Annotated in this window: 25 protein-coding genes and 1 tRNA gene; 20 read left to right on the plus strand and 6 right to left on the minus strand. The window is 69.8% G+C overall.

The window, feature by feature from the left end; translation table 11 throughout:
- Positions 1-94 precede the first annotated feature (94 nt).
- The gene (locus tag BJY22_RS16985) at positions 95-628 is read left to right on the plus strand and encodes a helix-turn-helix domain-containing protein (protein ID WP_167207909.1); all 534 of its coding nucleotides are present in this window, start codon (positions 95-97) and stop codon (positions 626-628) included.
- Here the strand turns inward: BJY22_RS16985 and BJY22_RS16990 are convergent.
- From BJY22_RS16990 to BJY22_RS17000, 3 genes are read right to left on the minus strand one after another with little or no spacing between them, the layout of a single operon-like run.
- Complete coding sequence (locus tag BJY22_RS16990) at positions 575-1,885, minus strand: SAM-dependent methyltransferase (protein ID WP_167207911.1); 1,311 nt, start codon at positions 1,883-1,885, stop codon at positions 575-577. The two genes, BJY22_RS16985 and BJY22_RS16990, sit on opposite strands and share 54 nt — an antisense overlap.
- Entirely contained in the window at positions 1,882-2,601 is a 720-nt protein-coding gene (locus BJY22_RS16995; protein WP_337758748.1) for a DUF1365 domain-containing protein, read from the minus strand. Before BJY22_RS16995 ends, BJY22_RS16990 begins: the two co-directional genes overlap by 4 nt.
- A gap of 11 nt (positions 2,602-2,612) precedes the next feature.
- Complete coding sequence (locus BJY22_RS17000; protein WP_167207915.1) at positions 2,613-3,860, minus strand: NAD(P)/FAD-dependent oxidoreductase; 1,248 nt, start codon at positions 3,858-3,860, stop codon at positions 2,613-2,615.
- 97 nt (positions 3,861-3,957) lie between these two features.
- Between BJY22_RS17000 and BJY22_RS17005 the strand changes: the two genes are divergently transcribed.
- Genes BJY22_RS17005 through BJY22_RS17020 form a run of 4 tightly spaced genes read left to right on the plus strand, consistent with a single transcriptional unit; the run spans position 3,958 to position 7,662 of the window.
- The gene (locus BJY22_RS17005; RefSeq protein WP_167207917.1) at positions 3,958-4,839 is read left to right on the plus strand and encodes a MerR family transcriptional regulator; all 882 of its coding nucleotides are present in this window, start codon (positions 3,958-3,960) and stop codon (positions 4,837-4,839) included.
- Positions 4,836-6,308 carry an SDR family oxidoreductase gene (locus tag BJY22_RS17010; protein ID WP_167207919.1) on the plus strand — a complete coding sequence of 491 codons (1,473 nt, stop codon included), beginning with the start codon at positions 4,836-4,838 and terminating at the stop codon, positions 6,306-6,308. Before BJY22_RS17005 ends, BJY22_RS17010 begins: the two co-directional genes overlap by 4 nt.
- The gene (locus BJY22_RS17015; protein WP_167207921.1) at positions 6,305-6,742 is read left to right on the plus strand and encodes an SRPBCC family protein; all 438 of its coding nucleotides are present in this window, start codon (positions 6,305-6,307) and stop codon (positions 6,740-6,742) included. Before BJY22_RS17010 ends, BJY22_RS17015 begins: the two co-directional genes overlap by 4 nt.
- The gene (locus BJY22_RS17020; RefSeq protein ID WP_167207923.1) at positions 6,739-7,662 is read left to right on the plus strand and encodes an SDR family NAD(P)-dependent oxidoreductase; all 924 of its coding nucleotides are present in this window, start codon (positions 6,739-6,741) and stop codon (positions 7,660-7,662) included. Before BJY22_RS17015 ends, BJY22_RS17020 begins: the two co-directional genes overlap by 4 nt.
- A gap of 207 nt (positions 7,663-7,869) precedes the next feature.
- Here BJY22_RS17020 and BJY22_RS17025 read toward each other — a convergent pair.
- Positions 7,870-7,941, minus strand: a tRNA-Arg gene (locus tag BJY22_RS17025).
- A gap of 193 nt (positions 7,942-8,134) precedes the next feature.
- Here BJY22_RS17025 and BJY22_RS17030 point away from each other — a divergent pair.
- The 13 genes from BJY22_RS17030 to prmC all read left to right on the plus strand — a co-directional run bounded on the left by BJY22_RS17030 (position 8,135) and on the right by prmC (position 20,902).
- On the plus strand, positions 8,135-8,320 hold the full coding sequence (locus BJY22_RS17030; RefSeq protein ID WP_167207925.1) for a PspC domain-containing protein: 186 nt from the start codon (positions 8,135-8,137) through the stop codon (positions 8,318-8,320).
- A gap of 70 nt (positions 8,321-8,390) precedes the next feature.
- Complete coding sequence (locus BJY22_RS17035) at positions 8,391-8,921, plus strand: hypothetical protein (RefSeq protein ID WP_167207928.1); 531 nt, start codon at positions 8,391-8,393, stop codon at positions 8,919-8,921.
- A 53-nt stretch (positions 8,922-8,974) separates the two neighbouring features.
- The gene (locus BJY22_RS17040) at positions 8,975-9,220 is read left to right on the plus strand and encodes a FitA-like ribbon-helix-helix domain-containing protein (protein WP_167207930.1); all 246 of its coding nucleotides are present in this window, start codon (positions 8,975-8,977) and stop codon (positions 9,218-9,220) included.
- A complete protein-coding gene (locus BJY22_RS17045; protein WP_167207932.1) occupies positions 9,220-9,633 on the plus strand; it encodes a type II toxin-antitoxin system VapC family toxin in 414 nt (137 codons plus the stop codon). The genes BJY22_RS17040 and BJY22_RS17045 overlap by 1 nt, the downstream gene beginning before the upstream one ends.
- 63 nt (positions 9,634-9,696) lie before the next feature.
- Positions 9,697-11,355: an arginine--tRNA ligase gene (gene argS, locus BJY22_RS17050; RefSeq protein ID WP_167207934.1), complete on the plus strand. Its 1,659-nt coding sequence runs from the start codon at positions 9,697-9,699 to the stop codon at positions 11,353-11,355.
- Entirely contained in the window at positions 11,352-12,758 is a 1,407-nt protein-coding gene (gene lysA, locus BJY22_RS17055) for a diaminopimelate decarboxylase (RefSeq protein WP_167207936.1), read from the plus strand. Before argS ends, lysA begins: the two co-directional genes overlap by 4 nt.
- Positions 12,755-14,050, plus strand: coding sequence for a homoserine dehydrogenase (locus BJY22_RS17060; RefSeq protein ID WP_167207938.1), 1,296 nt, complete (start codon positions 12,755-12,757; stop codon positions 14,048-14,050). The genes lysA and BJY22_RS17060 overlap by 4 nt, the downstream gene beginning before the upstream one ends.
- Before the next feature lie 4 nt (positions 14,051-14,054).
- Positions 14,055-15,119, plus strand: a complete 1,065-nt coding sequence (thrC, locus tag BJY22_RS17065) for a threonine synthase (RefSeq protein WP_167207940.1) — start codon at positions 14,055-14,057, stop codon at positions 15,117-15,119.
- Positions 15,120-15,129: 10 nt separating this feature from the next.
- Positions 15,130-16,113: a homoserine kinase gene (gene thrB, locus BJY22_RS17070; protein ID WP_337758749.1), complete on the plus strand. Its 984-nt coding sequence runs from the start codon at positions 15,130-15,132 to the stop codon at positions 16,111-16,113.
- A 328-nt stretch (positions 16,114-16,441) separates the two neighbouring features.
- On the plus strand, positions 16,442-18,595 hold the full coding sequence (rho, locus tag BJY22_RS17075; RefSeq protein WP_337758750.1) for a transcription termination factor Rho: 2,154 nt from the start codon (positions 16,442-16,444) through the stop codon (positions 18,593-18,595).
- Positions 18,596-18,705: 110 nt separating this feature from the next.
- Positions 18,706-18,912, plus strand: a complete 207-nt coding sequence (rpmE, locus tag BJY22_RS17080) for a 50S ribosomal protein L31 (RefSeq protein ID WP_167207944.1) — start codon at positions 18,706-18,708, stop codon at positions 18,910-18,912.
- A gap of 89 nt (positions 18,913-19,001) precedes the next feature.
- Positions 19,002-20,078, plus strand: coding sequence for a peptide chain release factor 1 (gene prfA, locus BJY22_RS17085; protein ID WP_167207946.1), 1,077 nt, complete (start codon positions 19,002-19,004; stop codon positions 20,076-20,078).
- Positions 20,075-20,902, plus strand: coding sequence for a peptide chain release factor N(5)-glutamine methyltransferase (gene prmC, locus BJY22_RS17090; protein WP_167207948.1), 828 nt, complete (start codon positions 20,075-20,077; stop codon positions 20,900-20,902). Before prfA ends, prmC begins: the two co-directional genes overlap by 4 nt.
- A gap of 171 nt (positions 20,903-21,073) precedes the next feature.
- Here prmC and BJY22_RS17095 read toward each other — a convergent pair whose 3' ends face one another.
- Together BJY22_RS17095 and BJY22_RS17100 are read right to left on the minus strand one after the other, a co-directional pair.
- Entirely contained in the window at positions 21,074-22,018 is a 945-nt protein-coding gene (locus BJY22_RS17095; protein WP_238350384.1) for a peptidoglycan binding domain-containing protein, read from the minus strand.
- A gap of 16 nt (positions 22,019-22,034) precedes the next feature.
- Positions 22,035-23,057 (minus strand): adenosine deaminase, encoded by a 1,023-nt coding sequence (locus tag BJY22_RS17100; protein ID WP_167207952.1) that lies wholly within the window; start codon positions 23,055-23,057, stop codon positions 22,035-22,037.
- A gap of 108 nt (positions 23,058-23,165) precedes the next feature.
- Here BJY22_RS17100 and BJY22_RS41685 point away from each other — a divergent pair, with 108 nt between their 5' ends.
- Together BJY22_RS41685 and BJY22_RS17110 are read left to right on the plus strand one after the other, a co-directional pair.
- On the plus strand, positions 23,166-24,245 hold the full coding sequence (locus BJY22_RS41685) for an L-threonylcarbamoyladenylate synthase (RefSeq protein WP_337758751.1): 1,080 nt from the start codon (positions 23,166-23,168) through the stop codon (positions 24,243-24,245).
- Complete coding sequence (locus BJY22_RS17110) at positions 24,245-25,363, plus strand: MraY family glycosyltransferase (RefSeq protein WP_167207954.1); 1,119 nt, start codon at positions 24,245-24,247, stop codon at positions 25,361-25,363. The genes BJY22_RS41685 and BJY22_RS17110 overlap by 1 nt, the downstream gene beginning before the upstream one ends.
- Positions 25,364-25,467: the final 104 nt, after the last annotated feature.

Here is a 25,467-nt window from a genome sequence, read left to right on the forward strand (position 1 = left end):
CGTCTCCTCGGACGAGTGTGAATGCTTCCGTTGCCGCTATTATTACCATCATTGGTATCAATGGATACCCTGAAAGATCCCTGATGGAGAGCCGATGGAGGAGTCACCGACCCCGGTGCTGGACGTCCTGCTGCACCCGATCCGCTGGCGCATCGTGCAGCGCGTACTCGGCCGCGAGGTGACCACGACGGACCTCAGACGCGACCTGCCCGACGTACCCACCACCACGCTCTACCGCCACGTCGCCGCCCTCATCGACGCCGGCTACCTGACCGTCGTCCGCGAACGCAAGATCCGCGGCACCACGGAAAGAACGCTCAGCCTGGACCAGACCAAGGTAGGCCGCATCGACGAACGCGAAGCCCGCGCCATGACCCCCGACCAGCACCGCCAGGCCTTCCTGATGATGCTCACCCGCCTGGCCGCCGACTTCGACCGAGTCCTCGACAACGGCGACTTGTACCCCCGCCTACACCAACTCGGCTACTCACAACTGGCCCTCTACATGGCCCCCGAGGACCTGGAAACCTTCCGCACAAGCTTCGAGGCCCTCATCCACCCCTACCTGACCGAGTCACCGGGCAAAGACCGCATAGTCCTGTCCCTCTTCTCCCTCCCGGACAGCTGATCCCACTCCGTTTCCGTAACGTGTGAGGCGGAGTTGGGCGACGTCCAGGTAGCCGGAGGCGAAGCCGGCCTCGCTGTAGGCCAGGTAGTACTCCCACGTTCGCCGGAACGACTCGTCGAATCCCTCCGCCCGGATGATCGGCCAATTGGCGACGAACTGCCGGCGCCACCGCCGGAGGGTCTCCGCGTAGTCCGCGCCGAACCTGTGGTCGTCGTCGACTGTCAACGCGGTGTGCTGCGCCACGGTCTCGTCGATTGCGGTCCTGGACGGGATCAGCCCGCCGGGGAAGATGTACTTCTGGATCCAGCCGTACGAGTGCCGGGTGGCGAGCATCCGGTCGTGATCCATCAGAATCGCCTGCAAGGCGATCTTTCCGCCCGGTGCGAGCAACTCGTCCAGTCTGCGGAAGTAGTGCGGCCAGTACTCCTCGCCGACCGCTTCGATCATCTCCACGCTGACGACGGCGTCGTACGAACCGGTCACCCCGCGGTAGTCCTGCAGCCGCAGGTCGACCCGGTCGGCCAAGCCGGCCTCGGCGACGCGTTTCTGTGCCAGTTGCAGCTGCTCGGTCGACAACGTGATGCCGGTGACCTCGGCGCCACGACGAGCGGCAGCGATCGCCAGCGTGCCCCAGCCGGATCCGATCTCGAGCACCTGGCTTCCCGGACCGACTTCCACCAGATCCAGGATGCGTTCGACCTTCCTGGACTGGGCCTCCTCGAGATCCTGATCGGCCGGCGGCACGTCGTGGTCGAACAGGGCGGAGCTGTACGTCAGGCCAGGATCCAGGAATGCGGCGAACAACGCGTTGCTGAGGTCGTAGTGTGCGCTGATGTTGTCCCGGGCTCCGCTCGGCGTGTTCCGCAGGCGGTGGGGGATGCGCCGGTCGAGGACCCGCCGGAAGCGCAGCAGCCAGTGCGGGACGAGTCGAGAGACGCGGGCCGCGAACGGCGTCAGCAGGTCGGCGAGGTCGGTGCCGTCGGCCGCAGTCCAGTCCCCGGCCGTGTACGCCTCGCCGAGACCGATCTTGGGGTTGTGGGCGAGCCGCTCGAACATCGCGTCCGGGCGGATGATCCGCACCACCGGTGCATCCGGCCCGCCGCCACCGCGGACCGTGCCGTCCGGGTAGATCGCGCGGACCGGAACCTGGTCGAGCATCCGGTCGACGACGAGCCGGGCGATCCGCGCACGGACGCAGAGCGGCCGAAGGACGGGGTGTCGCAGGCAGAGTGGTTGGGCAACGGTCAGCGTGCTCATCTGATTCCTTCCTGGAGCCGGTGCTCCGGACGCGGTACGACGGGGAGACGGCGCGCCCACAGCCAGACCCCGTGCAGCCGGATCAGGGCTGACACCCGGTGCGGCATCAGCGGCATCCGTACGGCGGTTGCGACGATCGAGCGGCGCGTCGCCGGTCGCGGTACGCCGTCGAAACTCGCGCCGAACACGGTCCGGCCGCCCCGCGTCAGGCTCACCCGGACGCTGACCCGGTCGTGGTCGAGCTCGAACCCGAGGCGGTACCGGCCGGACACGTCGTTGAACGGCGAGACGTAGAACTCCTTGGTGGTCTCGTCAGTGCCGCGCTCGTCCGGGCGGAGCAGATAGGCGTGCCGCTCGCCGTACGTGTTGTGCACCTCCGCGACGACGTACGGGCTGTCGACGCACCAGAACACGGTCAGTGGGTCGAAGACGTGACCCAGTGTGCGGGCGTTGGCCAGCATGACGACGCGGCCGTCGTACTCGATGCCGTGACCGGCCAGGTAACGCCGCAGATCGGCCTTGATCGTCGGGCCGCGGCCGCCGAGATGGTCGCGTACGTCGAACCGCGCGAACGGGCGGAGATACCAGGGCAGCCTCGGTACGTCGTCGAGGTCGACCAGCCACTGGTACACGCGGTGCCGGAACGCGTGCCGGATCGGAACGGACCGACCGTGCCGGACGAAGCCGGTGACGATCGCCGGGAGGGTGGGGGCCACACCGGCGACCGTCACCAGCGGACCCCGAAGGACTCGGCCGCCGCGACGCCGGCCCGGCAACCGTCCTCATGGAAGCCCCAGCCGTGATGCGCCCCTGCAAACGCGATCCGGCCGGTGTTGAGGTCCGGCAGCCTGCTCTGCGCGGCGACCGCCTTCGGGGTGTAGATGGGGTGCCGGTAGTCCATCCGCGCGATGATCTTCGCCGGATCGACTGCCTCGGCACCGTTCAGCGTGACCAGATAGTTCTCCTCGGTCTCCAGGCCTTGCAGCCTGTTCATCCAGTACGTCGTCAACGGCGCACCGGGGCCGACGATGTAGTTCCAGGACGACCGAGCGTTCTTCGTTGCGGGAAGCAACGAGGTGTCGGTGTGCAGCACCGTCGTGTTGCGGCTGTACTCGAACGGTCCGAGCACCGCCTTCTCCTCGGGTGACGCGTCCGCGAGCAGGCCGAGGGCCTGGTCGGCGTGCGTGGCCAGCACCACGCCGTCGAAGTCGGTCACGTGGCCGTCGGCCCGGATCACCGTGACACCGTCCGGGTGCCGCTGGACGGTGCGGACCGGAAAGTCCGTGTGCACGACGCCGATGCGGCCTGCGATCGCGTCGACGTACCGCTGGGAGCCGCCGGTGACGGTCAGCCATTGCGGTGAGCCGCCGATGGAGAGCATGCCGTGGTGGTCGAGGAATTGGAACAGGTAGCGCGACGGGTAGGTCAGCGCCGAACTGCCGCCGCACGACCACACGCAGGACACCACGGGGACGGCGTACAGACGGACGAAGGCCTGGCTGAAGCGCTCGGTCTCGAGGAACTCGCCGAACGTGGTGAGATCGTCGTCGCCGGTCCGTGCGAGGTGCTCGACGGCGCGGCGGTGGAATCGGCGGACCTCGCCGAGCAGTCGGAGGAAGCGCCGATCGACGAGCCGGCGACGCTGGGCGAAGATCCCCGTCGTCCCGCGTCCACCCGCGAACTCGAGGCCGCTCGCCGGGTCGCGGATGCTCATGCTCATCTCGGTCGGGCGGGTCCGCACACCCAGCTCGGTGAACAGCCTGCGCAACAAGGGATAGGTGCGGGCGTTGTGCACGATGAAGCCGGTGTCGATCGCGAGCCGGCGGCCGGCCGGGTCGGTGACGTCGTGGGTGTGGGCGTGTCCGCCGAGCCGCTGGTCGGCCTCCAGCAGCGTGACGTCGTAGCGCCGGGCGAGCAGATAGGCCGCCGTCAGGCCGGACACACCGGCGCCGATCACCGCAACGGATTCGGTCATGGGCAGAGCCTCCAGGCGGCTGTCTAAGGTTTGTCTAGAGATTAGGCAGAAGATTCATCTCTGTCAAAGGTCTGTCTAAGTTCTGTATAGTGTGCTTGTGGAGACTTCGGCGCCAGGCGGACTTCGGATCGGTGCGTTGAGCAAGCGCGCGGGCGTCAGCGAGCACGTGTTGCGCGCCTGGGAGACCCGTTACGGCCTGCTGTCACCGACACGCTCGGCCGGCGGCTTCCGGCTGTACTCCGACGTCGACGTCCGCCGGGTCGAGCGGATGCGCGCGTACCTCGCCGACGGCCTGTCCGCCGCCGAGGCAGCCCGTGCCGTGCTGGCCGAGCCTGCGGTGACGGCACCGGCCGCCGACCCGGTCGTCGTACGGATGGCGGAGGCCAACGGCGCCGCGAACCTACGGGCGGCACTGGACGCGCTCGACGAGCGGGGCGCGCACGCCGTACTGGACCAGCTGTTCGGTGTGCTGACCATCGAGGCCGTGATCCGCGACGTGCTGATGCCGTACCTGCACGAGCTCGGGGACCGGTGGAGCCGCGGTGAGGTGACCGTCGGTCAGGAACACTTCGCGAGCAACCTGATCCGATCGCGGCTGGCAGCCCTGTCGACGGGCTGGGGCGGCGGCCGCGGGCCGCGAGCGTTGCTGGCCTGTCCGCCCGGTGAGCTGCACGACATCGCTCTGCTGTCGTTCGGTCTGGTCCTTCGGCGCTCGGGCTGGCGAGTGGTCTTTCTCGGCGCGGACTCGCCGATGGGGGACATCGAGCGCCTGGCCGAGACGCTCGGACCCGAGCTGGTGATGCTGGCTGCCTCCGATCCAGCCCGGTTCGACGCGGTCCGTCCCGAACTCGTCCGGCTCTCCGCCCGGCCGGTCGCGGTGGCCGGACCCGGTGCCTCCGCCGAGCTCGCAGCCGCCGTCGGAGTGCGGTACGTCGACCACGACCCCGTCACAGCCGCGGAGCGATTGGACGAACCATGACCCGGATTCTGGTCACCGGAGCCACCGGCTACATCGGCGGGCGGCTTGTACCGGAGCTGCTCGCGGCCGGGTACGACGTCCGGGTCCTGGCCCGGCATCCGCAGCGGCTCGACGCGCGTCCCTGGCGGTCCCGGATCGAGGTGGTGGAGGGCGACGCGTCCGATCCGGCGGTGCTGGCGAGAGCGCTGGCCTCCGTCGACGTCGCCTACTACCTGATCCATTCGATGGGCAGCGGACGGCAGTTCGAGGTGCGTGACCGGCGGACCGCGCTCGCCTTCGGTACGGCCTGCCGCGAGTCCGGTGCCGGCCGGATCGTGTACCTCGGCGGGCTGTACCCGGAGGACGAGGAGTTGTCGCCGCACCTCGGTTCCCGGCGCGAGGTGGGCGAGATCCTGCTCGCGAGCGGCGTACCGACCACTGTGCTGCGGGCCGCGGTGATCATCGGCTCGGGCTCCGCGTCGTTCGAGATGCTCCGCTATCTGACCGAGCGACTGCCGGTGATGGTGACGCCGCGCTGGCTGGACACCCGGATCCAGCCGATCGCCGTCCGCGACGTCCTGCACCAGCTCGTCGGCTCGGCCCGGATGCCGCCCGAGGTGAACCGAGCCTTCGACATCGGCGGGCCGGACGTCCTCACGTACCGCGCGATGATGCAGCGGTACGCCGCGGTCGCAGGGCTGCGGCCGCGCAGGATCCTCACGGTGCCGCTGCTGACCCCGGGCCTGTCCAGTCACTGGGTCGGGCTGGTCACCCCGGTGCCGAGCGGCATCGCCCGCCCGCTCGTCGACAGTCTGGTACACGAGGTCGTCCGCAAGGACCACGACATCGACCGGTACGTCGAGCCGCGGAGCGCCGGCGGTATCGGGTTCGAGCGGGCGGTGGAGCTCGCGCTGCAGAAGGTGCACGACCTGGACGTCAGCACCTCGTGGGCTTCCGCCTCGACGCCGGGGGCGCCGAGCGACCCGTTGCCGAGCGATCCGGACTGGGCGGGAGGCTCGCTGTACGTCGACGAGCGCGATTGCACGGTCGACGCGTCGCCGGAGCGGCTCTGGACGGTGATCGAGGGGATCGGCGGCCGGCGTGGCTGGTACTCGTGGCGACTCGGCTGGTGGACGCGCGGCCTGCTCGACCGGGTCGTCGGCGGCCCCGGACTGCGCCGCGGCCGGCTGCACCCCGACTCGCTGTCGGTCGGCGACCCGCTCGACTGGTGGCGGGTCGAGGCGCTCGAACGCGGCCGGCTGCTCCGGCTGCGCGCCGAGATGAGACTGCCCGGTCAGGCGTGGCTCGAGTTGAGCGCCGGCACCGACGGGCACGGCCGGACGCTGTTCCGGCAGCGCGCGCTGTTCCGTCCGCGCGGTCTGCCGGGCGAGCTGTACTGGGCGGCGATCCGGCCGTTCCACGACGTTGTTTTCGGCGGGATGCAACGCAACATCGCACACGCCGCCGAACGAACCGAGGAGAACCGATGATCCTGATCGAACGTGAAGTGACCGTTGCAGCCGGGCCGGAGCAGCTGTTCGACTACCTCGCCGACTTCCGCACCACCGAGGAGTGGGACCCGGGAACCGTGCGCACCACTCTGGTGTCGGGCGACGGCGAGGTCGGGACGACCTACCACAACGTCTCGTCGTTCGCGGGCCGCGAGACCGAGCTGACGTACGTCCTACAGGAGTCGGACCGCCCTGACCGCCTGGTGCTGCGGGGCGAGAACCGCACGGTCGTCGCCCACGACACGATGACCTTCCACAGTGCGGCCGACGCCACCCGGGTCACCTATCGGGCCGAGTTCCGGTTCAAAGGCCTGGCCCGCTTCGCCGAACCGTTCCTGCGCAAATCCTTCGACCGCTTGGGGGACGAGGCCGAGCAGGGCCTCCACAACGCTCTGACGAAGCTGGCGACATGACCCCTGGCCTCGACACTCTCCTCGAGCGCGCCGTCGTCCCCGGGTACACCAGACTCGGCTATCGCCTGCGGAGCAGGTCCTGGCCCGCCGACGATCCCCGCCCGAACGCCCTGGTCGGCAAGACCGCCGTGGTCACGGGCGCCCGCAGTGGTCTCGGAAAGGCCACCGCCGCACGTCTGGCCGAGCTGGGCGCCGCCGTCCACCTCGTGGTGCGGGATGCCGGCAAGGCCGCGCGCACCGTCGCAGACCTCCGCGGCGAGGTCCCCGGTGCGACCTTCGTGCTGGACGAATGCGACGTCTCGGACCTGGACGCCGTACGCCGCTACGCAGCCACCCTCACCGGGCACATCGACGTCCTGGTCCACAACGCGGGAGTGATGCCGGCCCAACGCACGGAGTCTCCCCAGGGCCACGAATTGACCCTGGCGACCCACGTCCTCGGCCCGCTCCTCCTGACCGAACTCCTCCGCTCCAACCTGCGGAACGGCCGAGTCGTCTTCGTGGCGTCCGGCGGCATGTACACGCAACCCCTGCCCGCCGACCCGGAGTACCGCGAGGCGCCGTACCGCGGTGCCACCGCCTACGCGCGGACCAAACGCATCCAGGTGGCCCTGACCCCGCTCCTGGCAGCCCACCTGGCGCCCACCTTCGTAGCCACCATGCACCCCGGCTGGTGCGAAACCCCCGGCCTGACCGAATCCCTCCCCGCCTTCACCAAACTCACCCGCCCTTTCCTCCGCACCCCCGCCCAAGGCGCCGACACCACGATCTGGCTGGCCGCAACCACCCCCACACCCCCCACCGGCAAGTTCTGGCACGACCGCAGAACCCGCCCACCCCACTACCGCAAGAAGACCCAAGAATCCGAAGAGGCCCTCCACAACACGTGGACCTACTGCCACCAAGCCACAGCCCCCTGACCCCCAGACCAGTCAGCAGCGCCACGGCCCCCGCACCAGTTCCCCAAGCCACGCCAGCCCGGCCCACCACATCCCGCCGCAGCACATCCGGCGGGGGGTCCGGGGGGCGAAGCCCCGCCGGGCGGGGTCTGGGGGTTGCACCCCCAGAAACACGACGGGCGATCCAAGTCGACGCTTTCCGTCGACACAGATCGCCCAGATCGTCCGCGCCCCCGGCAGGATTCGAACCTGCGCACCCGCCTCCGGAGGGCGGTGCTCTATCCCCTGAGCTACGGGGGCTCAGGAACGTGCAGAACAGTAGCAGGAAGTTCGGTGAAATCCCGAATTGGGGCCCGGTGTGCTGCGAGCCGCGCCGATGGTCGTACGGGGGACCCCTGACCTGACCCTGGAACCCGGCGTGGAGGGGACCCGTTGGGCCGTGGGCACCGTCATAGTGGACGTAAGCCCAACGGTGGAAAGGAAAACTGTACTCATGGCTACCACTCTGGTTCGCCCGTCGCACGATCGCTGGATCGGCGGTGTCTGCTCCGGACTGGCTCGCCGGTTCGGTATCTCCGCCAACACGATGCGCCTGATCTTCGTGGTCAGCTGCCTCCTGCCCGGCCCGCAGATCCTGGTCTACATCGTGCTCTGGATCCTGATGCCTTCTGAGCGCTGACCCCGACCGCTGACCCGGCCGCTGACCCCGGCTCCTGGCCGTCACGGCGTACCTGGCAATCTGGCTCTTCATGAGAGCAGGCAGGTGGCGCCGGGCGGCCGGGACGGCGGCGGCTCTGCTCTTCACCGGCGGCGTGATCGGCGGCTGCGGGGTCGGTCCGGCCCAGCCGGCGGCGGCGGAGCTCCGGACCGGGGCGCCGCCCTGGGATGCTCCGCGCGACGGGGTCTCGTACATCGACAAGGCGGGGTTCGAGCGGCTCCCGCTCGACTTCTCCGGCCCGGCGCCGTACACGCTGACCATCGCGGTCACGGTCGACGGCGAACCGGTGCAGGTCCCGGCCGGGATCGGTGTCGACAAGCTCCGGGCCGAGCAGGCCTCCGTGCATACCCACACCACGGACGGCGTGGTCTGGGTCGAGGCCAAGACCGCCGACGAGAAACCGACGCTGGCTCAGTTCTTCACTCTCTGGGGAGTCCGGTACGACGCCGACTGCCTCGCGGACGCCTGCAAGAACCTGGAAGTCACCGTCAACGGCAAACCCGCCCCATGGGACACGCCGCTGGCCCGCAACAGTCACATCGTCGTCACTGTGCGTCCCTGACTCGTGCAATCAATGCTACGCTTCTTGCTATCACCGACGACAAGGGGTCGAGCGTGGCGGCAATCACTGTGCGAAGTCTGGACGACGACGTGAAGCACCGGCTGCGGATCCGTGCCGCGAAGCACGGCCGCTCGATGGAGGCCGAGGTGCGAGAGATCCTCGTCGACGCCGTGGCCGAGGAGGAGGAGCCCAAGAGCTGGGTCATCAGGTTCCACGAGGCCTTCGCCGCGATCGGCGGCGTCGAGCTGGACATTCCGCCGCGGACCGGCGGGCACCGAGAGATGGTCAAGTTCGACTGATGATCGTTCTCGATACCAATGTGCTTTCGGAGCTGATGAAGGATTCTCCGGATGCCGCCGTCTGGCGCTGGTTGCAGAGCATTCCGGGCGAGGAGCTGTGCGCGACAGCGATCTCGGCCGCCGAGATCCACCACGGTATCGAGCAGATGCCGACGGGTCGCCGGCGCCGCCAGGTGCGGGACGCTGCGGACGTCGCCTTCGCCGTGGTCGAGGCCGACCTGCTGTCGTTCACGGCGGAAGCCGCCATGGCGTACTCGGTGGTGATGCGTGACCGGCGCCGGGCCGGTCTGCCGATCGAGCCCTTCGACGCGCAGATCGCGGCGATCTGTCTGGTGGAGCAGGCCGCGCTCGCGACCAGGAACACGCAGGACTTCGCCCGGACCGGTGTGGAGTTGATCAATCCCTGGGAGTAGGCGCCGTACCGGGCTGTGGATGGTGAGTCAAGGGTTTCGGGGGCTGGCCATTAGGCTGATCCGGTGACTCCGGAACAGCTCGCTGAGAAGATCCTGCAGGCCCTGGCCGCGCTCGCCGCCGACGGCACCATCACCGTCGAGGGCGGGCTGCCCCGCGAGCTGAAGGTCGAGCGACCCAAGAACCCCGAGCACGGGGACTACGCGACCAACGTCGCGATGCAGCTCGGCAAGCGCGCCGGGCTGAATCCGCGCCAGTTCGCCGAGCTGCTGGCCGCCCGGCTCCGCGACGACGACGCGATCACCGCGGTCGAGATCGCGGGCCCCGGTTTCATCAACCTGCGGGTCGCGGCGGATGCCCAGGGCAAGGTCGCGCAGGCGATCCTCGACGCGGGCCCGGCGTACGGCACCAGCGACAGCCTCCAGGGCCGGACGATCAACCTCGAGTTCATCTCGGCGAACCCGACGGGTCCGCTGCATCTCGGTCATACCCGCTGGGCGGCCGTCGGCGATGCGCTCGCCCGGGTGCTGGCCGCGGCCGGCGCGACCATCACCCGCGAGTTCTACATCAACGACCGCGGCAACCAGATGGACAAGTTCGGCGCCAGCCTGCAGGCCGCGGCGCACGGGCACAAGATCCCCGAGGACGGCTACCACGGCGAGTACATCGTCGAGCTCGCCCAGCGGATCGTCGCGGAGGTCCCGGACATCCTGACGTTGCCCGAGGACGAGCAGGTGGTTGCGTTCCGCGAGGCCGGGTACGAGCGGCAGCTCAAGGAGCAGCAGGAGCAGCTGGAGCACTTCCGGACCAAGTTCGACGTGTGGTTCTCGGAGCGCAGCCTGCACGAGCAGGACGGTGTCGGCCACGCGATCCAGAAGCTCCGCGACCAGGGCCATCTGTACGACGCCGACGACGCGCTGTGGATGCGGACCACGGACTTCACCGACGACAAGGACCGCGTGCTGATCCGGTCCAACGGCGAGCCGACGTACTTCGCCTCCGATGCGGCGTACTACGTGAACAAGCGCGAGCGCGGGTTCGAGACCTGTGTGTACCTGCTCGGCGCCGACCACCACGGGTACGTGAACCGGTTGAAGGCGATCGCGGCCTGCGCCGGCGACGACCCCGAGCACAACATCGAGATCCTGATCGGCCAGCTGGTGAAGATCCTCAAGGGCGGCGAGGAGATGCGCCTGTCCAAGCGGGCCGGCACGATCGTCACGCTCGCCGAGCTGGTCGAGGAGGGCGGCGTCGACGCCCTGCGCTACACGCTGTGCCGCTTCCCGGCCGACTCCCCGCTGACCCTGGACATCGAGGAGATGACCCGCCAGGCCAGCGAGAACCCGGTGTACTACGTGCAGTACGCCCACGCCCGGCTCGCGTCGATCGTGCGGAACGCCGACGACCTCGGAGTGAAGCTGGACGAGTTCGACCCCGGCCTGCTCAGCCACGAGCGCGAGGGCGACCTGCTCCGCGCGCTGGCCGAGTTCCCGCGGGTCGTCGCGACCGCCGCCGAGCTGCGCGAGCCGCACCGGATCGCGCGGTACCTCGAGGACACCGCGTCCGCGTTCCACAAGTTCTACGACAGTTGCCGCGTGCTCCCGCGCGGCGACGAGGAGGTGGAGCCGGTGCACAAGGCTCGCCTGACCCTGGTCTCCGCGACCCGGACCGTGCTCGCCAACGGGCTCGACCTGCTCGGCGTCTCCGCACCGGAGCGGATGTGAGGGCGCACGAGGCGGGCGCGCTGCACGCCGACATCGGCCACCGGGCCCCGGCCTGGCTGCGCGCGCCGCGCGACCCCAACGACCTGGTCACCGCGCTGTGGTCGCAGACCGCGAAGAAGAACGGCGACGGCGCCCTCGAGATCGGCGGCGTGGACCTGCGCGACCTGGTCGCCGAGCACGGCAGCCCGGCGTACGTCCTGGACGAGGACGACTTCCGCGCCCGGGCGCGCGCGTTCAAGCACGCCTTCAAGGACTTCGACGTCTACTACGCCGGCAAGGCCTTCCTCTGTACGACGGTCGTCCGCTGGGTGATGGAGGAGGGCCTGAACCTCGACATCTGCAGCGGGGGAGAGCTCGCCGTCGCGCTGCGCGCCGGGGCGGACCCGAAGCGGCTGGGGTTCCACGGCAACAACAAGTCCGAGTCCGAGCTGGCCCGCGCACTCGACGCCGGGATCGGCCGGATCATCGTGGACTCGCAGCACGAGATCACCCGGCTGATCGCGCTGGCCGCCGAGCGCGGCGTCGTCGCCCCGGTGATGATCCGGGTCACCGCCGGCGTCGAGGCGCACACCCACGAGTACATCGCGACCGCGCACGAGGACCAGAAGTTCGGCTTCTCGATCACCTCCGGCGCGGCCTTCGAGGCCGTTGCCCGGGTCAACGAAGCGCCGGAGCTGGAGCTGCTCGGCCTGCACTCGCACATCGGTTCGCAGATCTTCGACTCGTCCGGGTTCGAGGTGGCCGCGAAGCGCGTGATCGCCTTGCACGCAAGGGTTTCCGAGGAGCTCGGCGTGGACATGCCGGAGCTCGACCTGGGTGGCGGGTTCGGCATCGCCTACACCACGCAGGACGACCCGTCGGACCCGGCGCAGCTGGCGACCGAGATGGGCAAGATCGTCGAGCACGAGTGCCACGAGCACGACATCGAGGTGCCGAAGGTGTCGATCGAGCCCGGCCGCGCGATCGTCGGCCCGGCGGTGTGCACGGTCTACTCGGTCGGCACCGTCAAGGAGGTCGAACTGGACGCCGGCGCCGCCCGGACGTACGTGTCGGTCGACGGCGGGATCAGCGACAACATCCGCGCCGCGCTGTACGACGCCGACTACTCGTGCACGCTCGCCAACCGGTACTCCGGCACCCCGCCGACGCTGGCCCGCGTGGTCGGCAAGCACTGCGAGGCCGGCGACATCGTCGTGAAGGACGAGTTCCTGCCGGGCGACGTACAACCCGGCGACCTGGTGGCCGTCCCCGGCACGGGCGCCTACTGCCGGTCGATGGCGAGCAACTACAACCACGTGCCGCGGCCACCGGTGATCGCGGTCAAGGACGGTCGAACGCGGGTCGTCGTACGCCGTGAGACCGAGGACGACCTGCTGGCACTGGACATGGGGGTTGACGAATGAACGAGGGCAAACCTCTCAAGGTGGGCCTGCTCGGTTGTGGCGTGGTCGGCACCGAAGTGGTGCGGATCCTGACCGAGCAGGCGGACCATCTCGCGGCCCGCGTCGGCGCCCGGCTGGAGATCGCCGGGATCGCCGTCCGCCGGGCCGGCCGGGAGCGCGACATCGCGGTCGACCCGGCGCTGGTCACCACCGACGCGCAGGCGCTGGTGTCGCGGGGCGACCTCGACCTGGTGATCGAGGTGATCGGCGGTCTCGAGCCCGCTCGCGGCCTGATCCTGACCGCGCTCGAGCACGGCGCCTCGGTCGTCACGGCGAACAAGGCGCTGCTCGCCGAGGACGGGCCGACGCTGTTCGCGGCCGCGGAGAAGTATCAGCGCGACCTGTACTTCGAGGCCGCGGTCGCCGGCGCGATCCCGATCCTGCGTCCGCTGCGCGAGTCGCTCGCCGGCGACGACGTGGTCCGGGTGATGGGCATCGTCAACGGCACCACGAACTACATCCTCGACAAGATGGACTCCACCGGCGCCGGCTTCGACGAGGCGCTCGAGGAGGCCCAGGCCCTCGGGTACGCCGAGGCGGACCCGACCGCGGACATCGAGGGGTTCGACGCGGCGGCCAAGGCGGCGCTGCTGGCCAGCCTGGCGTTCCACACCCGCGTGTCGATCGCCGACGTGCACCGCGAGGGCATCACCGAGGTGACCGCCACCGACATCGCGTCGGCCCGGGAGATGGGCTGTGTGGTGAAGTCGCTGGCGATCTGCGAACTCGACGAGGCGACCGATTCGGTCAGCGCCCGGGTCTACCCGGCGATGATCCCCCTCACCCACCCGCTGGCCAACGTCCGGGACGCGTACAACGCCGTTTTCGTGGAAAGCAAGGCAGCGGGGCGGTTGATGTTCTATGGTCGTGGTGCCGGCGGCGCCCCGACGGCCAGTGCCGTCCTCGGGGATCTGGTGTCCGCCGCGCGCAACCGGCTCAAGGGTGTGCCGGGGGTCGGCGAGTCGTCGTACACCCAGCGGGCCGTGCGGCCGATGGGTGACGCGATGACCCGCTACCACGTGTCCCTGGACGTGGCCGACAAGGCCGGTGTGCTGGCGGCAGTGGCCCATGCCTTCTCGGAGCACGACGTGTCGATCCAGACCGTCCGCCAGGAGGGCCGGGGCAGTGACGCACAGCTGGTGGTGGTCACCCACACCGCGACCGACGCCGCGTTGTCCGCGACCGTGGAGTCCTTGCGGGACATGGACATCGTCCGTGAAGTCAGCAGTGTGATGCGGGTAGAAGGCGAGTAAGACCATGGTTCACCAGTGGCGTGGCGTGATCGAGGAATACCGTGACCGGTTGCCGGTGTCGGCCGACACCCCGGTCGTCACGCTCGGCGAAGGCGGGACGCCGCTGGTGGCCGCGCAGTGGCTGAGCGAGCAGACCGGCTGCGAGGTCTGGCTCAAGGTCGAGGGCAACAACCCGACCGGCTCGTTCAAGGACCGCGGGATGACGGTGGCGATCTCGCTCGCCGCGCAGGCCGGTGACAAGGCCGTCGTCTGCGCCTCCACCGGGAACACCTCGGCCTCGGCCGCGGCGTATGCCGTTCGCGCCGGGATGCTGCCGCTGGTGGTGATCCCGGCGGGCCGGATCGCCAAGGGCAAGCTGGCCCAGGCGGTCGTGCACGGCGCCAAGCTGGTGCAGATCGACGGCGGGTTCGACGACTGCCTGCGGATCGTCCGCGAGCTCGGCAAGAACTACCCGGTCGCGCTGGTCAACTCGGTCAACCCGGTGCGCCTGGAAGGGCAGAAGACCGCGTCGTTCGAGGTCTGCGACGCGCTCGGCGACGCGCCGGACCTGCACCTGCTGCCGGTCGGCAACGCCGGCAACATCGCGGCGTACTGGAAGGGATACCAGGAGTACGCCAAGGACAAGCTGGCCACCCGGACGCCGCAGATGTGGGGTTTCCAGGCCGAGGGCGCGGCGCCGATCGTGCGCGGCGCGATCGTCGAGAAGCCGGAGACCGCCGCCACCGCGATCCGCGTCGGGAACCCGGCGTCCTGGACGCTGGCCGAGGCCGCGCGGGACGAGTCCGGCGGCCGGATCGAGCTGGTCACCGACCAGCAGATCCTCGACGCGCAGCGTGAGCTCGCCGCGCGTGAGGGCGTGTTCGTCGAGCCCGCGTCGGCGGCCGGCGTGGCCGGGTTGCTGTACGCCAAGGAGCAGGGCTGGTTGCCGGGTGGCTCGACGGTGGTGATCACCGTCACCGGTCACGGCCTCAAGGACATCGACACCGCCCTCGGCCACGTGACCTTCGAGGAGCCGCCGGTCACGCCGGCCGACCCCGACGCCGTCGCCCGCCTCGCCGGCCTCGCCTGAGGAGCCTCTGGTGGGAGACGAGCGGAACGCCCCGGTCCGTGACGAGTCCGCGGCGCCGGGCGGGACGGGTGGCCGGCGGCCGTGTGATCAGGTGCGGGTGCGGGTGCCGGCGACGAGTGCGAATCTGGGGCCGGGGTTCGACGCGTTCGGGCTGGCGCTGACCTTGTACGACGACCTGATCGTGACGCCCGGTGGATCCGGTGTGACCGTTCAGGTCACCGGCTGTGGCGAAGGCGAAGTACCGCTGGACGAGTCGCACCTCGTGGTCCGGTCGATCCGGGCCGGGCTCGAGGCGCTGGGTGCCGAGGTGCCCGGCTTCACGTTGCGCTGCGAGAACCGGATCCCGCACGGACGCGGGCTCGGATCCTCGTCGGCCGCGATCGTCGGCGGGCTCGCGGCGGCGTACGCGCTGGCCGGCGAGCCGGTCGATCGCGAGCGCCTCGTCGTACTGGCGAACGAGATCGAAGGGCATCCCGACAACGTCGCGGCGGCCGCGCTCGGCGGGTTCACGATCGCTTGGACGGAAGGCGATACGGGGCGCGCGGTGCGGCTGGAACCGGCCGACGGTCTGGCCGCGGCGGCGTACGTACCGGACAACCGGGTGCTGACCAAGGAGGCGCGCGGGCTGCTGCCGAGCGTTGTTTCCCACACCGACGCGGCGGCCAACGCGGGGAAGGCCGCGTTGCTCGTCGCGGCGGTGACCGGGCGGCCGGAGTTGCTGCTGGTCGCGACCGAGGACCGGTTGCACCAGGAGTACCGCGAGCCGGCGATGCCGGAGAGCCTCGCGCTGGTGCACAAACTGCGCGGCAGTGGGCTGGCGGCGATCGTCAGCGGGGCCGGTCCGACGGTCGCCGTACTCGGCGGCCACGAGGACGAATCCGCAGGTCGGAGCACCTTCTTCCGGGGTACGCCGGAGGCTCCGGACGGCTGGACGAAGTACGAGCTGGGAATAGATCCAGTCGGTGTACAGGTCTGGTCGCTGGAAGCCGGCTGACGCGCGGAATGATCCGGGGTTGACACGCGTTGAACCCCTCGAGTCGGCAGAACGACCTGTAGTGGTGCTAGTCTCGACTCACACCCGATCCCCTCCAGGTGATCGGTGTGCTCTCGTCACGATCCGGGCTGTGCTCCCGGCACCCTGTGTTGTGTGGCGACCCTCCTGTGGATGTGACCTTGCGCCGCCTGCGTCGGAGATGTCCGGGGGGACTCAGATCGAGCGAGAGGCTCCTGTACCCCACGTGCCCGTTGTGCGGCCGTGGGTGGAATGACATTGGTCGATGAGCCGTATCGGACATCGACGATCCGTGTGGGAAGGACCTCACGTGACAGAAACTGTTGAAGCCTCCAGCGGAGCAGACGCCGCGGCCACCCCCGCGACGCGTCGCCGGAAAGCCGGAGGCGGCCTCGAGGGCATGCTGCTCCCCGAGCTCAAGCAGCTCGCCGGGACGCTCGGCATCAAGGGCACCGGCGCGCTGCGCAAGGGCCAGCTGATCGAGGCGATCAAGGCCGCCCAGGCCGGCGGGTCCGCCGGTGCGTCCGCGGGCGGCTCGACCGGCGGTTCCCGGGCGAAGGCGACACAGCCGACCCTGGACGAGGCCGCCGAAGCGCCCACGGCGAAGGCCGCCGAGGCGCCCGCCAAGCGCGAGGGCGGCAGCCGCCGGACCCGCGCCGCCGCCCAGAAGGACGCGGCCACCGACGCCGCGCCGACCGAGGCAGCCCAGAACACCACGCAGAACACCGCGCAGAACACCGCCGCGCAGGCCGCCCCGGTGCAGAACACCGCTGTCGACGTGCCCGCGGCGACGCAGCACGAGACCGCGGCCCAGAACGGTACTGCGGAGCGCACCGAGGAGCGCGCCGACGACCGCGGCGAGAGCCAGGGCCGCAACCGCGACCGGAACCGCGACAACACCCGGGACAACACCCGCGACCGCAACCGCGACAACCAGAACCGGGACAGCAACCGGGACGGTCAGCGCGAGAGCCAGCGTGACGGCCAGAGCAACCGGGACAACCGGGACGGCAACCGCGACGGCCGGGACAGCAACCGGGACAGCCGCGGCGACAACCGGAACCGGCAGGACCGCCAGGACCGTCCGGAGCGCCAGGACCGGCAGGACCGCCAAGATCGGCAGGACCGCCAGGACCGGCAGGACGACCGCAACGCCGATCGTGGCGAGGAAGGCGAGGGCCGTCGTCGCCGTCGCCGGGGTCGTGACCGCGAACGCAACCGCGACAGCCAGAGCAGCACCCGCGACAGCGGCCGCAACCGCGGTCGTGGCGAGCGGTACGACGCCGAGCCGACGATCAGCGAGGACGACGTCCTGGTCCCCGCGGCCGGCATCCTCGACGTGCTCGACAACTACGCGTTCGTCCGAACCAGCGGCTACCTGCCCGGCCCGAACGACGTGTACGTCGCGCTGTCGATGGTGAAGCGCTACGGCCTGCGCAAGGGTGACGCGATCACCGGTGCGGTGAAGCAGCCGCAGGAGGGCGAGCGCAAGGAGAAGTTCAATCCGCTGGTCCGGATCGACACCGTCAACGGTGCGGACCCGGAGATCGCCAAGCAGCGGCAGGACTTCAACAAGCTCACCCCGCTGTACGCGACCGAGCGGCTCCGCCTGGAGACCGAGCCGGGCGTGCTCACCACCCGGATCGTCGACATCGTCAGCCCGATCGGCAAGGGTCAGCGCGGCCTGATCGTCTCGCCGCCGAAGGCCGGTAAGACGATGGTGCTGCAGGCGCTCGCGAACGCGATCACCACGAACAACCCCGAAGTACACCTGATGGTCGTGCTGGTGGACGAGCGGCCCGAAGAGGTCACCGACATGCAGCGCACGGTGAAGGGCGAGGTCATCGCCTCGACGTTCGACCGGCCGGCCGACGACCACACCACGGTCGCGGAGCTGGCGATCGAGCGGGCCAAGCGGCTGGTGGAGCTCGGTCACGACGTCGTCGTGCTGCTGGACTCGATCACCCGGCTGGGCCGTGCGTACAACATCGCGGCCCCGGCCAGCGGCCGGATCCTGTCCGGCGGTGTCGACTCGTCCGCGCTGTACCCGCCGAAGCGGTTCTTCGGTGCGGCCCGCAACATCGAGGACGGCGGTTCGCTGACCATCCTCGCGACCGCGCTGATCGAGACCGGCTCGAAGATGGACGAGGTGATCTTCGAGGAGTTCAAGGGCACCGGCAACATGGAGCTCCGGCTGCGCCGCGAGTTCGCCGACCGGCGGATCTTCCCGGCGATCGACGTCGTCGCCTCCGGCACCCGCCGCGAGGAGCTGCTGATGTCGAAGGACGAGACCCAGGTGGTCTGGAAGCTGCGCCGGGTGCTGTCCGCGCTCGACGGCCAGGCCGCGCTGGAACTGCTGATCGGCAAGCTCAAGGAGAGCAAGTCGAACATCGAGTTCCTGCTCCAGGTCAACAAGACCACGCCGTCCGCCGGCTCCAGCCACGGCACCGACAACGGCAACTGACGTCCCCGATTACCGGTTTGCCGCCCTCGGGTGGCAAACTGGTCTGTCGGTTCCGGTTCACGTTCGTACCGTGCGAGCGACCCGGGGCACCTGAAACCTAGGAGACTGTCTTGAAGAGCGACATCCACCCGACGTACGTGGAGACCACGGTGACCTGCACCTGTGGCGCCACGTTCACCACGCACTCGACCGCGGAGAACGGCGTGATCCACGCCGACGTGTGCTCGCAGTGCCACCCGTTCTACACCGGCAAGCAGAAGATTCTGGACACCGGTGGCCGCGTCGCCCGCTTCGAGAAGCGGTACGCCAAGAAGTAGTTGTTTTACCGCGCGCCGGTCCCGCCTGTCATGGCGGGACCGGCGCGCGGTTTTGTCATAGCAGGAAGCTTGAAGGGAGGAGTGTGGCCATGTTCGAGGCGGTTCAGACGCTGAAGGCGGAGTACGCCGAGCTGGAGCGGCAGATGGCGGAGCCGGAGCTGCACTCCGACCAGGCCAACGCCCGCCGGGTCGGCAAGCGGTACGCCGCGCTGGCGCCGGTGGTGCGGACGTACGACGAGTGGGTGCAGACCGGCGACGACATCGAGGCCGCGCAGGAGCTGGCGTCGGAGGACCCGGCGTTCGCCGAGGAGGCGACCCGGCTGACGGCGCGACGTGAGGAGCTGGCCGAGCGGCTGCAGACCCTCCTCGTGCCACGGGACCCCAACGACGACAAGGACGCGATCCTCGAGATCAAGGCGGGGGAGGGCGGCGACGAGTCCGCTTTGTTCGCCGGCGACCTGCTGAAGATGTACCTCAAGTACGCCGAGTCGCAGAACTGGAAGACCGAGGTGCTGGACTCGGCCGAGTCCGACCTGGGCGGGTACAAGTCGATCACGGTCGCGGTGAAGGCGAAAGGTACGCCGGAGCCGGGCGAGGCGCCGTACGCGAAGCTGAAGTTCGAGGGCGGCGTGCACCGGGTGCAGCGGGTGCCGGTGACCGAGTCGCAGGGGCGGATCCACACGTCCGCGGCCGGCGTGCTGGTGCTGCCGGAGGCCGAGGACGTCGACGTCGAGATCGACCAGAACGACCTGCGGATCGACGTGTTCCGGTCGTCGGGCCCCGGTGGGCAGAGCGTGAACACGACGGACTCGGCGGTGCGGATCACCCACCTGCCGACCGGCATCGTGGTCTCGATGCAGAACGAGAAGTCCCAGCTGCAGAACCGCGAGCAGGCCATGCGCGTCCTGCGTGCCCGCTTGCTCGCCGCGGCCCAGGAGGCGGCCGACCAGGAGGCGTCCGACGCCCGCCGCTCGCAGATCCGGACGGTGGACCGGTCGGAGCGCGTCCGGACCTACAACTTCCCGGAGAACCGGTTCTCGGACCACCGGGTGGGCTACAAGGCGCACAACCTCGACCAGGTGCTGGGCGGTGAGCTGGAGCCGGTGATCAAGGCGCTGACGGATGCCGACCTGTCCGCCCGGCTCGAGGCCGTCGAGTCGCAGTGAGCACGAAGGGCCTCGTCAGCCAGGCGGCGGAGCGGCTGCGAGCCGCCGGGGTCGCGTCACCGGAGTTCGACGCTGCCGAACTGCTGGCGTTCGTCACCGGCTCGAGCCGGCTACACCTCAGCGAGCCGACTGCGGACCAGGAACTCCGGTACGACGAGTTGGTCGCGCGACGCGCCGCTCGCGAGCCGTTGCAGCACCTCACCGGTACGGCGGCCTTCCGCTACCGCGAGCTCGCGGTCGGCCCGGGCGTGTTCGTGCCCCGGCCGGAGACCGAGGTGATGGTCGGCTGGATCCTGGACCGCATCGCCGAGGTCAAGAACCCGTTGGTCGTCGACCTCTGCACCGGGTCGGGAGCCATCGCGGGGGCGATCGCGACGGAGCGGCCGGACAGCACGGTGCACGCCGTCGAGCTCTCGCCGGACGCCGTCGCGTGGGCCAGGCGCAACCTGGAAGGCACCGGGGCGATCCTGCACGAAGGTGACATCGACGGCTGCCTGCCGGAGCTCGACGGACGGGTGGACGCGGTGATCTCCAACCCGCCGTACATCCCGTTGACTGCCTGGGAATCCGTGACGGCGGAGGTCCGCGATCACGACCCGGCGCTCGCGTTGTGGTCCGGTGACGACGGGCTGGACGAGATCAAGGTGGTTGCGGCGACGGCCGGTCGGCTGCTCAGACCCGGTGGCTGGTTCGCCTGCGAGCACGCCGACGTCCAAGGCGAATCGGCTCCCGCGGTCTTCGCCGCCACGTCCCTGTTCACCGAGGTCCGCGACCAACTGGACCTCGCCGGCCGCCACCGCTTCACAACGGGCCGCCGCATCTAGTAATCGGCAGCTCGACAGGAGGTCTTCTCCCGGACGGGTCACGGGCACGCTCGGCCGAGCGGTCGAGCCGGCGCAGTGGGCATATACGTACTGTCGAGCTGCAGATACATCAGCGGGTGAAGAGGCCGCCGACCAGACGTCCGCCGGCGACGTTGGCGAAGGCGAGCGAGATCATTCGTAGACCACCAGCTCCGGACGGGGTTTCAGGGCCAGCACCTGCGCGGGTGTCATCAGCGGACCGTGCCGCGCGTCCTCGGTGTAGAACAACTTGAAGCCGGCGTGGACGGCCGGCGGGAGCTTGGTGGTCAGCTTCGCCCAGGTCTTGAGCTTGTCCGTGCGCGCGCCGATCCCGTCGACCGACTTGATCGTCACCACGCCGGGATGCTTCTTCAGCGCCCGCTCGTCGCCGACGATCCGCGCGGACAGCTGGTGGAACACGAACACCTTCTCCGGCAGGTCGTTCGCCCGCACCAGTCCCGACAGGTACGCCGCGATGCTGTCGAGCTCGGCGCCTGTCGTGTGCCCGAACACCTTGCCCGGCACCTGTCCCGGTCCGACCGCCCACTCCGGGTCGAACGCGAGGCCGACGTCCGGCTCCTTGAGCCAGCGCTCCAGCCGCTTCACCTCCGGCAGGATCTTCGCCCGCCCCGGCTGGATGTCGAGCAGCAGAAGCATCTTGTGCTTGCGCGCGACCGTCAGGTACTCCTCGATCTTCGCGTCGTCGAGCCGTCCGCGGTACAGCCCGTCCTTGCCGCGCGAGCTCTTCGCGACGACCGTGATCAGCTCCATCACCGGCTGCGGCGTACGTCCGGCCGCGTACGCCCGCGCCAGTGTCTCGAGCTTGGCCGCCTTCGCGTCGAGGTCCTTGTCCAGCGGCCCGAGAGCCGGTGAGCCCGGCATACCGACGTACGCGACGAGTTGGTACTTCGGGAAGATCGCCCGCCCGCCCCGCGGCAGGTCACGACCCGCCGGCGGGGGAGCGGGGCCGGTAGCGGCGCTACTGGAACGGGCGCTGCTCGGAGGTGGGCTGGTCGGTGCGGGGCTGTCGCTGCAGGCCGTGAGGCCCAGCAGTACGACGGCTACTGCCCCACAGACCTTCCGCACCTCACCAGCCAACCACATCTCCTGCCGGCTACGGCACCCGCTGAGCCACGTAGTCGTCGATCTCGGACAGCAGCGCGGACTTCACCGAGTCCTCCGCGAACGACACCCGTACGGCGGTCTTCGCCAGCTCGCCGACGCCGGCCTCGTCCAGGTCGAGCAGCCGGGCCGCGACGGCGTACTCGTTGGTGAGGTCGGTGCCGAACATCGGCGGATCGTCGGAGTTGATCGTCACCACGAGACCGGCGTCGACCATCGCGCGCAACGGGTGCACGTCGTACGACGCGACCGCGCGGGTGGCGATGTTCGAGGTCGGGCTGACCTCGAGCGGGATCCGGTGCTCGCCGAGGTACTCGACCAGGGCCGGGTCCTGCATCGTCGACGTACCGTGGCCGATCCGCTCCGCCTTCAGGACCCGGACCGCGTCCCAGATCGTCTCCGGCCCGGTGGTCTCGCCCGCGTGCGGGACGCTGCGCAGACCGGCCGCGATCGCCGCCTCGAAGTGCGGCCGGAACTGCGGCCGCGGTACGCCGATCTCCGGGCCGCCGAGCCCGAACCCGACCAGTCCCTCCGGCCGGACCTTGGTCGCGATCCGCAGCGTCTCGTCGGCGGCCGGGAGACCCGCCTCGCCGGAGATGTCGAAGATCCACCGCAGCACCAGGCCGAACTCCTTCTCGGCCGCGACCCGCGCGTCCTCGATCGCCTCGCAGAACGCCTCCGCCGCGATCCCGCGGATCACCGAGGTGTACGGCGTCACGGTCAGCTCGGCGTACCGCAGGTTCTGCCCGGCCATCTCGCGGGCGATCTCGTAGGTCAGCAGCCGGACGTCCTCGGGCGTCTTGATCAGCTCGACGACGGACAGGTAGATGTCGATGAAATGCGCGAAGTCGCTGAACTTGAAGTACTCCGTCAGCGCGGCCGGATCGGCCGGCACCGGCGACCCGGGATGCCGCGCGGCGAGCTCGGCGACGATCCGCGGCGACGCGGACCCGACGTGGTGGACGTGCAACTCGGCCTTCGGCAATCCGGCAAGGAACTCCTGCGAGACAGTCATGTGCGGGATCCTAGGGAATCTCGTGGTTTCCGTCTGGAAAGCTGACAATCGGATGTAAGGAACAGCCCGGTTGGAGTCCGGACCTGAGCGAGTGGCACGATTCACTCCGTGAGTGAGCGCTTCGACTTCACCGGGGACGAACTGGCACCGGCGTACCGCGCAGCGGTGGACGCCATCGAGGCCGGGGACCTGGTCGTTCTGCCGACCGACACCGTCTACGGCATCGCCGCGGACGCCTTCAAGGCGGACGCCGTGCAACGACTGCTGGACGCCAAGGGCCGTGGCCGGGACATGCCGCCGCCGGTGCTGATCTCGGTGGTGGAGTCGCTGGACGCGCTCGCCACCGACGTACCGGACAACGGGCGCAAGCTCGCGGAGGAGTTCTGGCCCGGGCCGCTGACGCTGATCTGCCATGCGCAGACGTCGCTGATGTGGGACCTGGGGGAGACCCAGGGGACCGTCGCGCTCCGGGTGCCGGACCACGAGAACACCCGCGAACTGCTGTCGCGAACCGGTCCGCTCGCGGTCAGCTCCGCGAACAAGTCGGGCCAGGCGGCGGCGCTGGACGTGTATGACGCCGAGGAGCAGCTGGGTGATTCGGTCGCCGTCTACCTGGACGGCGGCGAGGCAACCGTCGGCCAGCCGTCGACCATCGTCGACATCACCGGCGAGATCCCGCGGGTGGTCCGCGTCGGAGCACTGACGCTCGAGCAACTCCGCGCCGTCGTCCCCGAAGTAACCACGGACGCCGACGACACCGAACCCCCCACCGACGAGCCCAAGCCCGAAGAGCAGGCCCCCAAGGCCGAGGAGCCCAAGCCGGCGGATCTCGAGCCCAAGGCGGAGGAGCAGGACGCCAAGGTCGAGGAGTCCAAGCCGGCGGACGAGGAGCCCAAGGCGGACGAGCCCAAGGCGGAGGAGCCCACGGCGGCGGAGCCGGACGCCAAGGTCGAGGAGCCCGAGGCGGCGGAGTCCAAGGCCGAGGAGCCGGACGCCAAGGCCGACGAGTCCAAGCCGGCGGACGACGAGCCGAAGGCGGCGGAGCCCAAGCCAGCGGATGACGAGCCGAAGGTGGCGGACGAGGGTAAGCCTGCTGAGGGTGAGGCCGGGCCAACTGATGGGGTGGTTGTGGCGTCCAAGGAGGGTGAGGCGAAGAAGACCGATCCCGATGTGAGGCCTGCGGACTAGTGCGCGAGTACCTGCTGGTCCTGTTCGTGGCGATGGCCACGACCTTCCTGCTGACCGGCGTGGCCCGGCAGATCGCGCTGCGGTACGGCGCGGTCGCGAAGGTCCGGGCCCGGGACGTGCACAAGGTCCCGATCCCGTACTTCGGCGGCCTGTCGATCCTCGGCGGCCTGATCGCCGGGTTCGCGGTCGCCTCCAGCCTCCCGTTCCTCGGCAACAGCCTGCAGGTCGCCCACGACGCCCGCGCGATCCTGGTCGGCGGTGTGGTGATCTGCGCGGTCGGCGTCGTCGACGACCTGTACGAACTGGACGCGATCACCAAGCTCGCCGGCGAGGTGCTCGCGGTCGGCGTACTCGTTGTCCAAGGCATCCAGTTGTACTGGCTCCCGCTGCCGGGCGGCGTGATCTCGCCGTCGCCCGCGCAGCTCGCCGTCCTGACCGCCGGCATCCTGCTGGTCTCCTGCAACGCGGTGAACTTCGTCGACGGTCTGGACGGTCTCGCGGCCGGTGTCACGGCGATCGGCGCGACCGCGTTTTTCACCTACTCGTACCTGCTGAACGTGCACGAGAACCTCGACCGCGCCACCACCTCGACGCTGATCACGGTCGCCCTGGCCGGTGCCTGCCTCGGTTTCCTGCCGCACAACTTCTTCCCCGCAAGGGTTTTCATGGGCGACTCCGGCGCCCTGCTGATCGGCCTGATGCTGGCCGCGTCGACGATCAGCCTCACCGGCCAGATGGACCCGAACGCGGTGCCGTACGAGGTCGGCGGCTCCAGCCTGCTGCCCGCACTGCTTCCGTTGGTGCTGCCAATCGCCATCCTCGCGATTCCCGCGCTGGACCTGACGATGGCCTACGTCCGCCGTACCAAGGCCGGCCGTTCGCCGTTCGCCGCCGACAAGCAGCACCTGCACCACCGCCTCATGCAACGCGGCCATTCGCACCGCCGGGCCGTCCTGCTGATGTATCTGTGGACCGCCTTGATCGCGTACGGCGTCGTGGTCCTCGGCCTCGTCCTGTACTGGTGGACCGCCCTCGTCGTGCTGGCCGTCGCGGTCGCCGCGGTCCTCCTCACCACCGGCCTGCCGCGCCGCTCCCGGAAACCGCTCGCCAAGGTCTGATCGCCAGGGTGGGGACCAGACCAGCCGCCTGTCTGGCCTACCGATAGGGTGTGCGTGTACAGCGGCAGGGATCCCCGTTTTGCTGACCGTGCAGACTTTGTGCT

Origin of the sequence: Kribbella shirazensis (assembly GCF_011761605.1) — a bacterium.
Taxonomy (GTDB): domain Bacteria; phylum Actinomycetota; class Actinomycetes; order Propionibacteriales; family Kribbellaceae; genus Kribbella; species Kribbella shirazensis.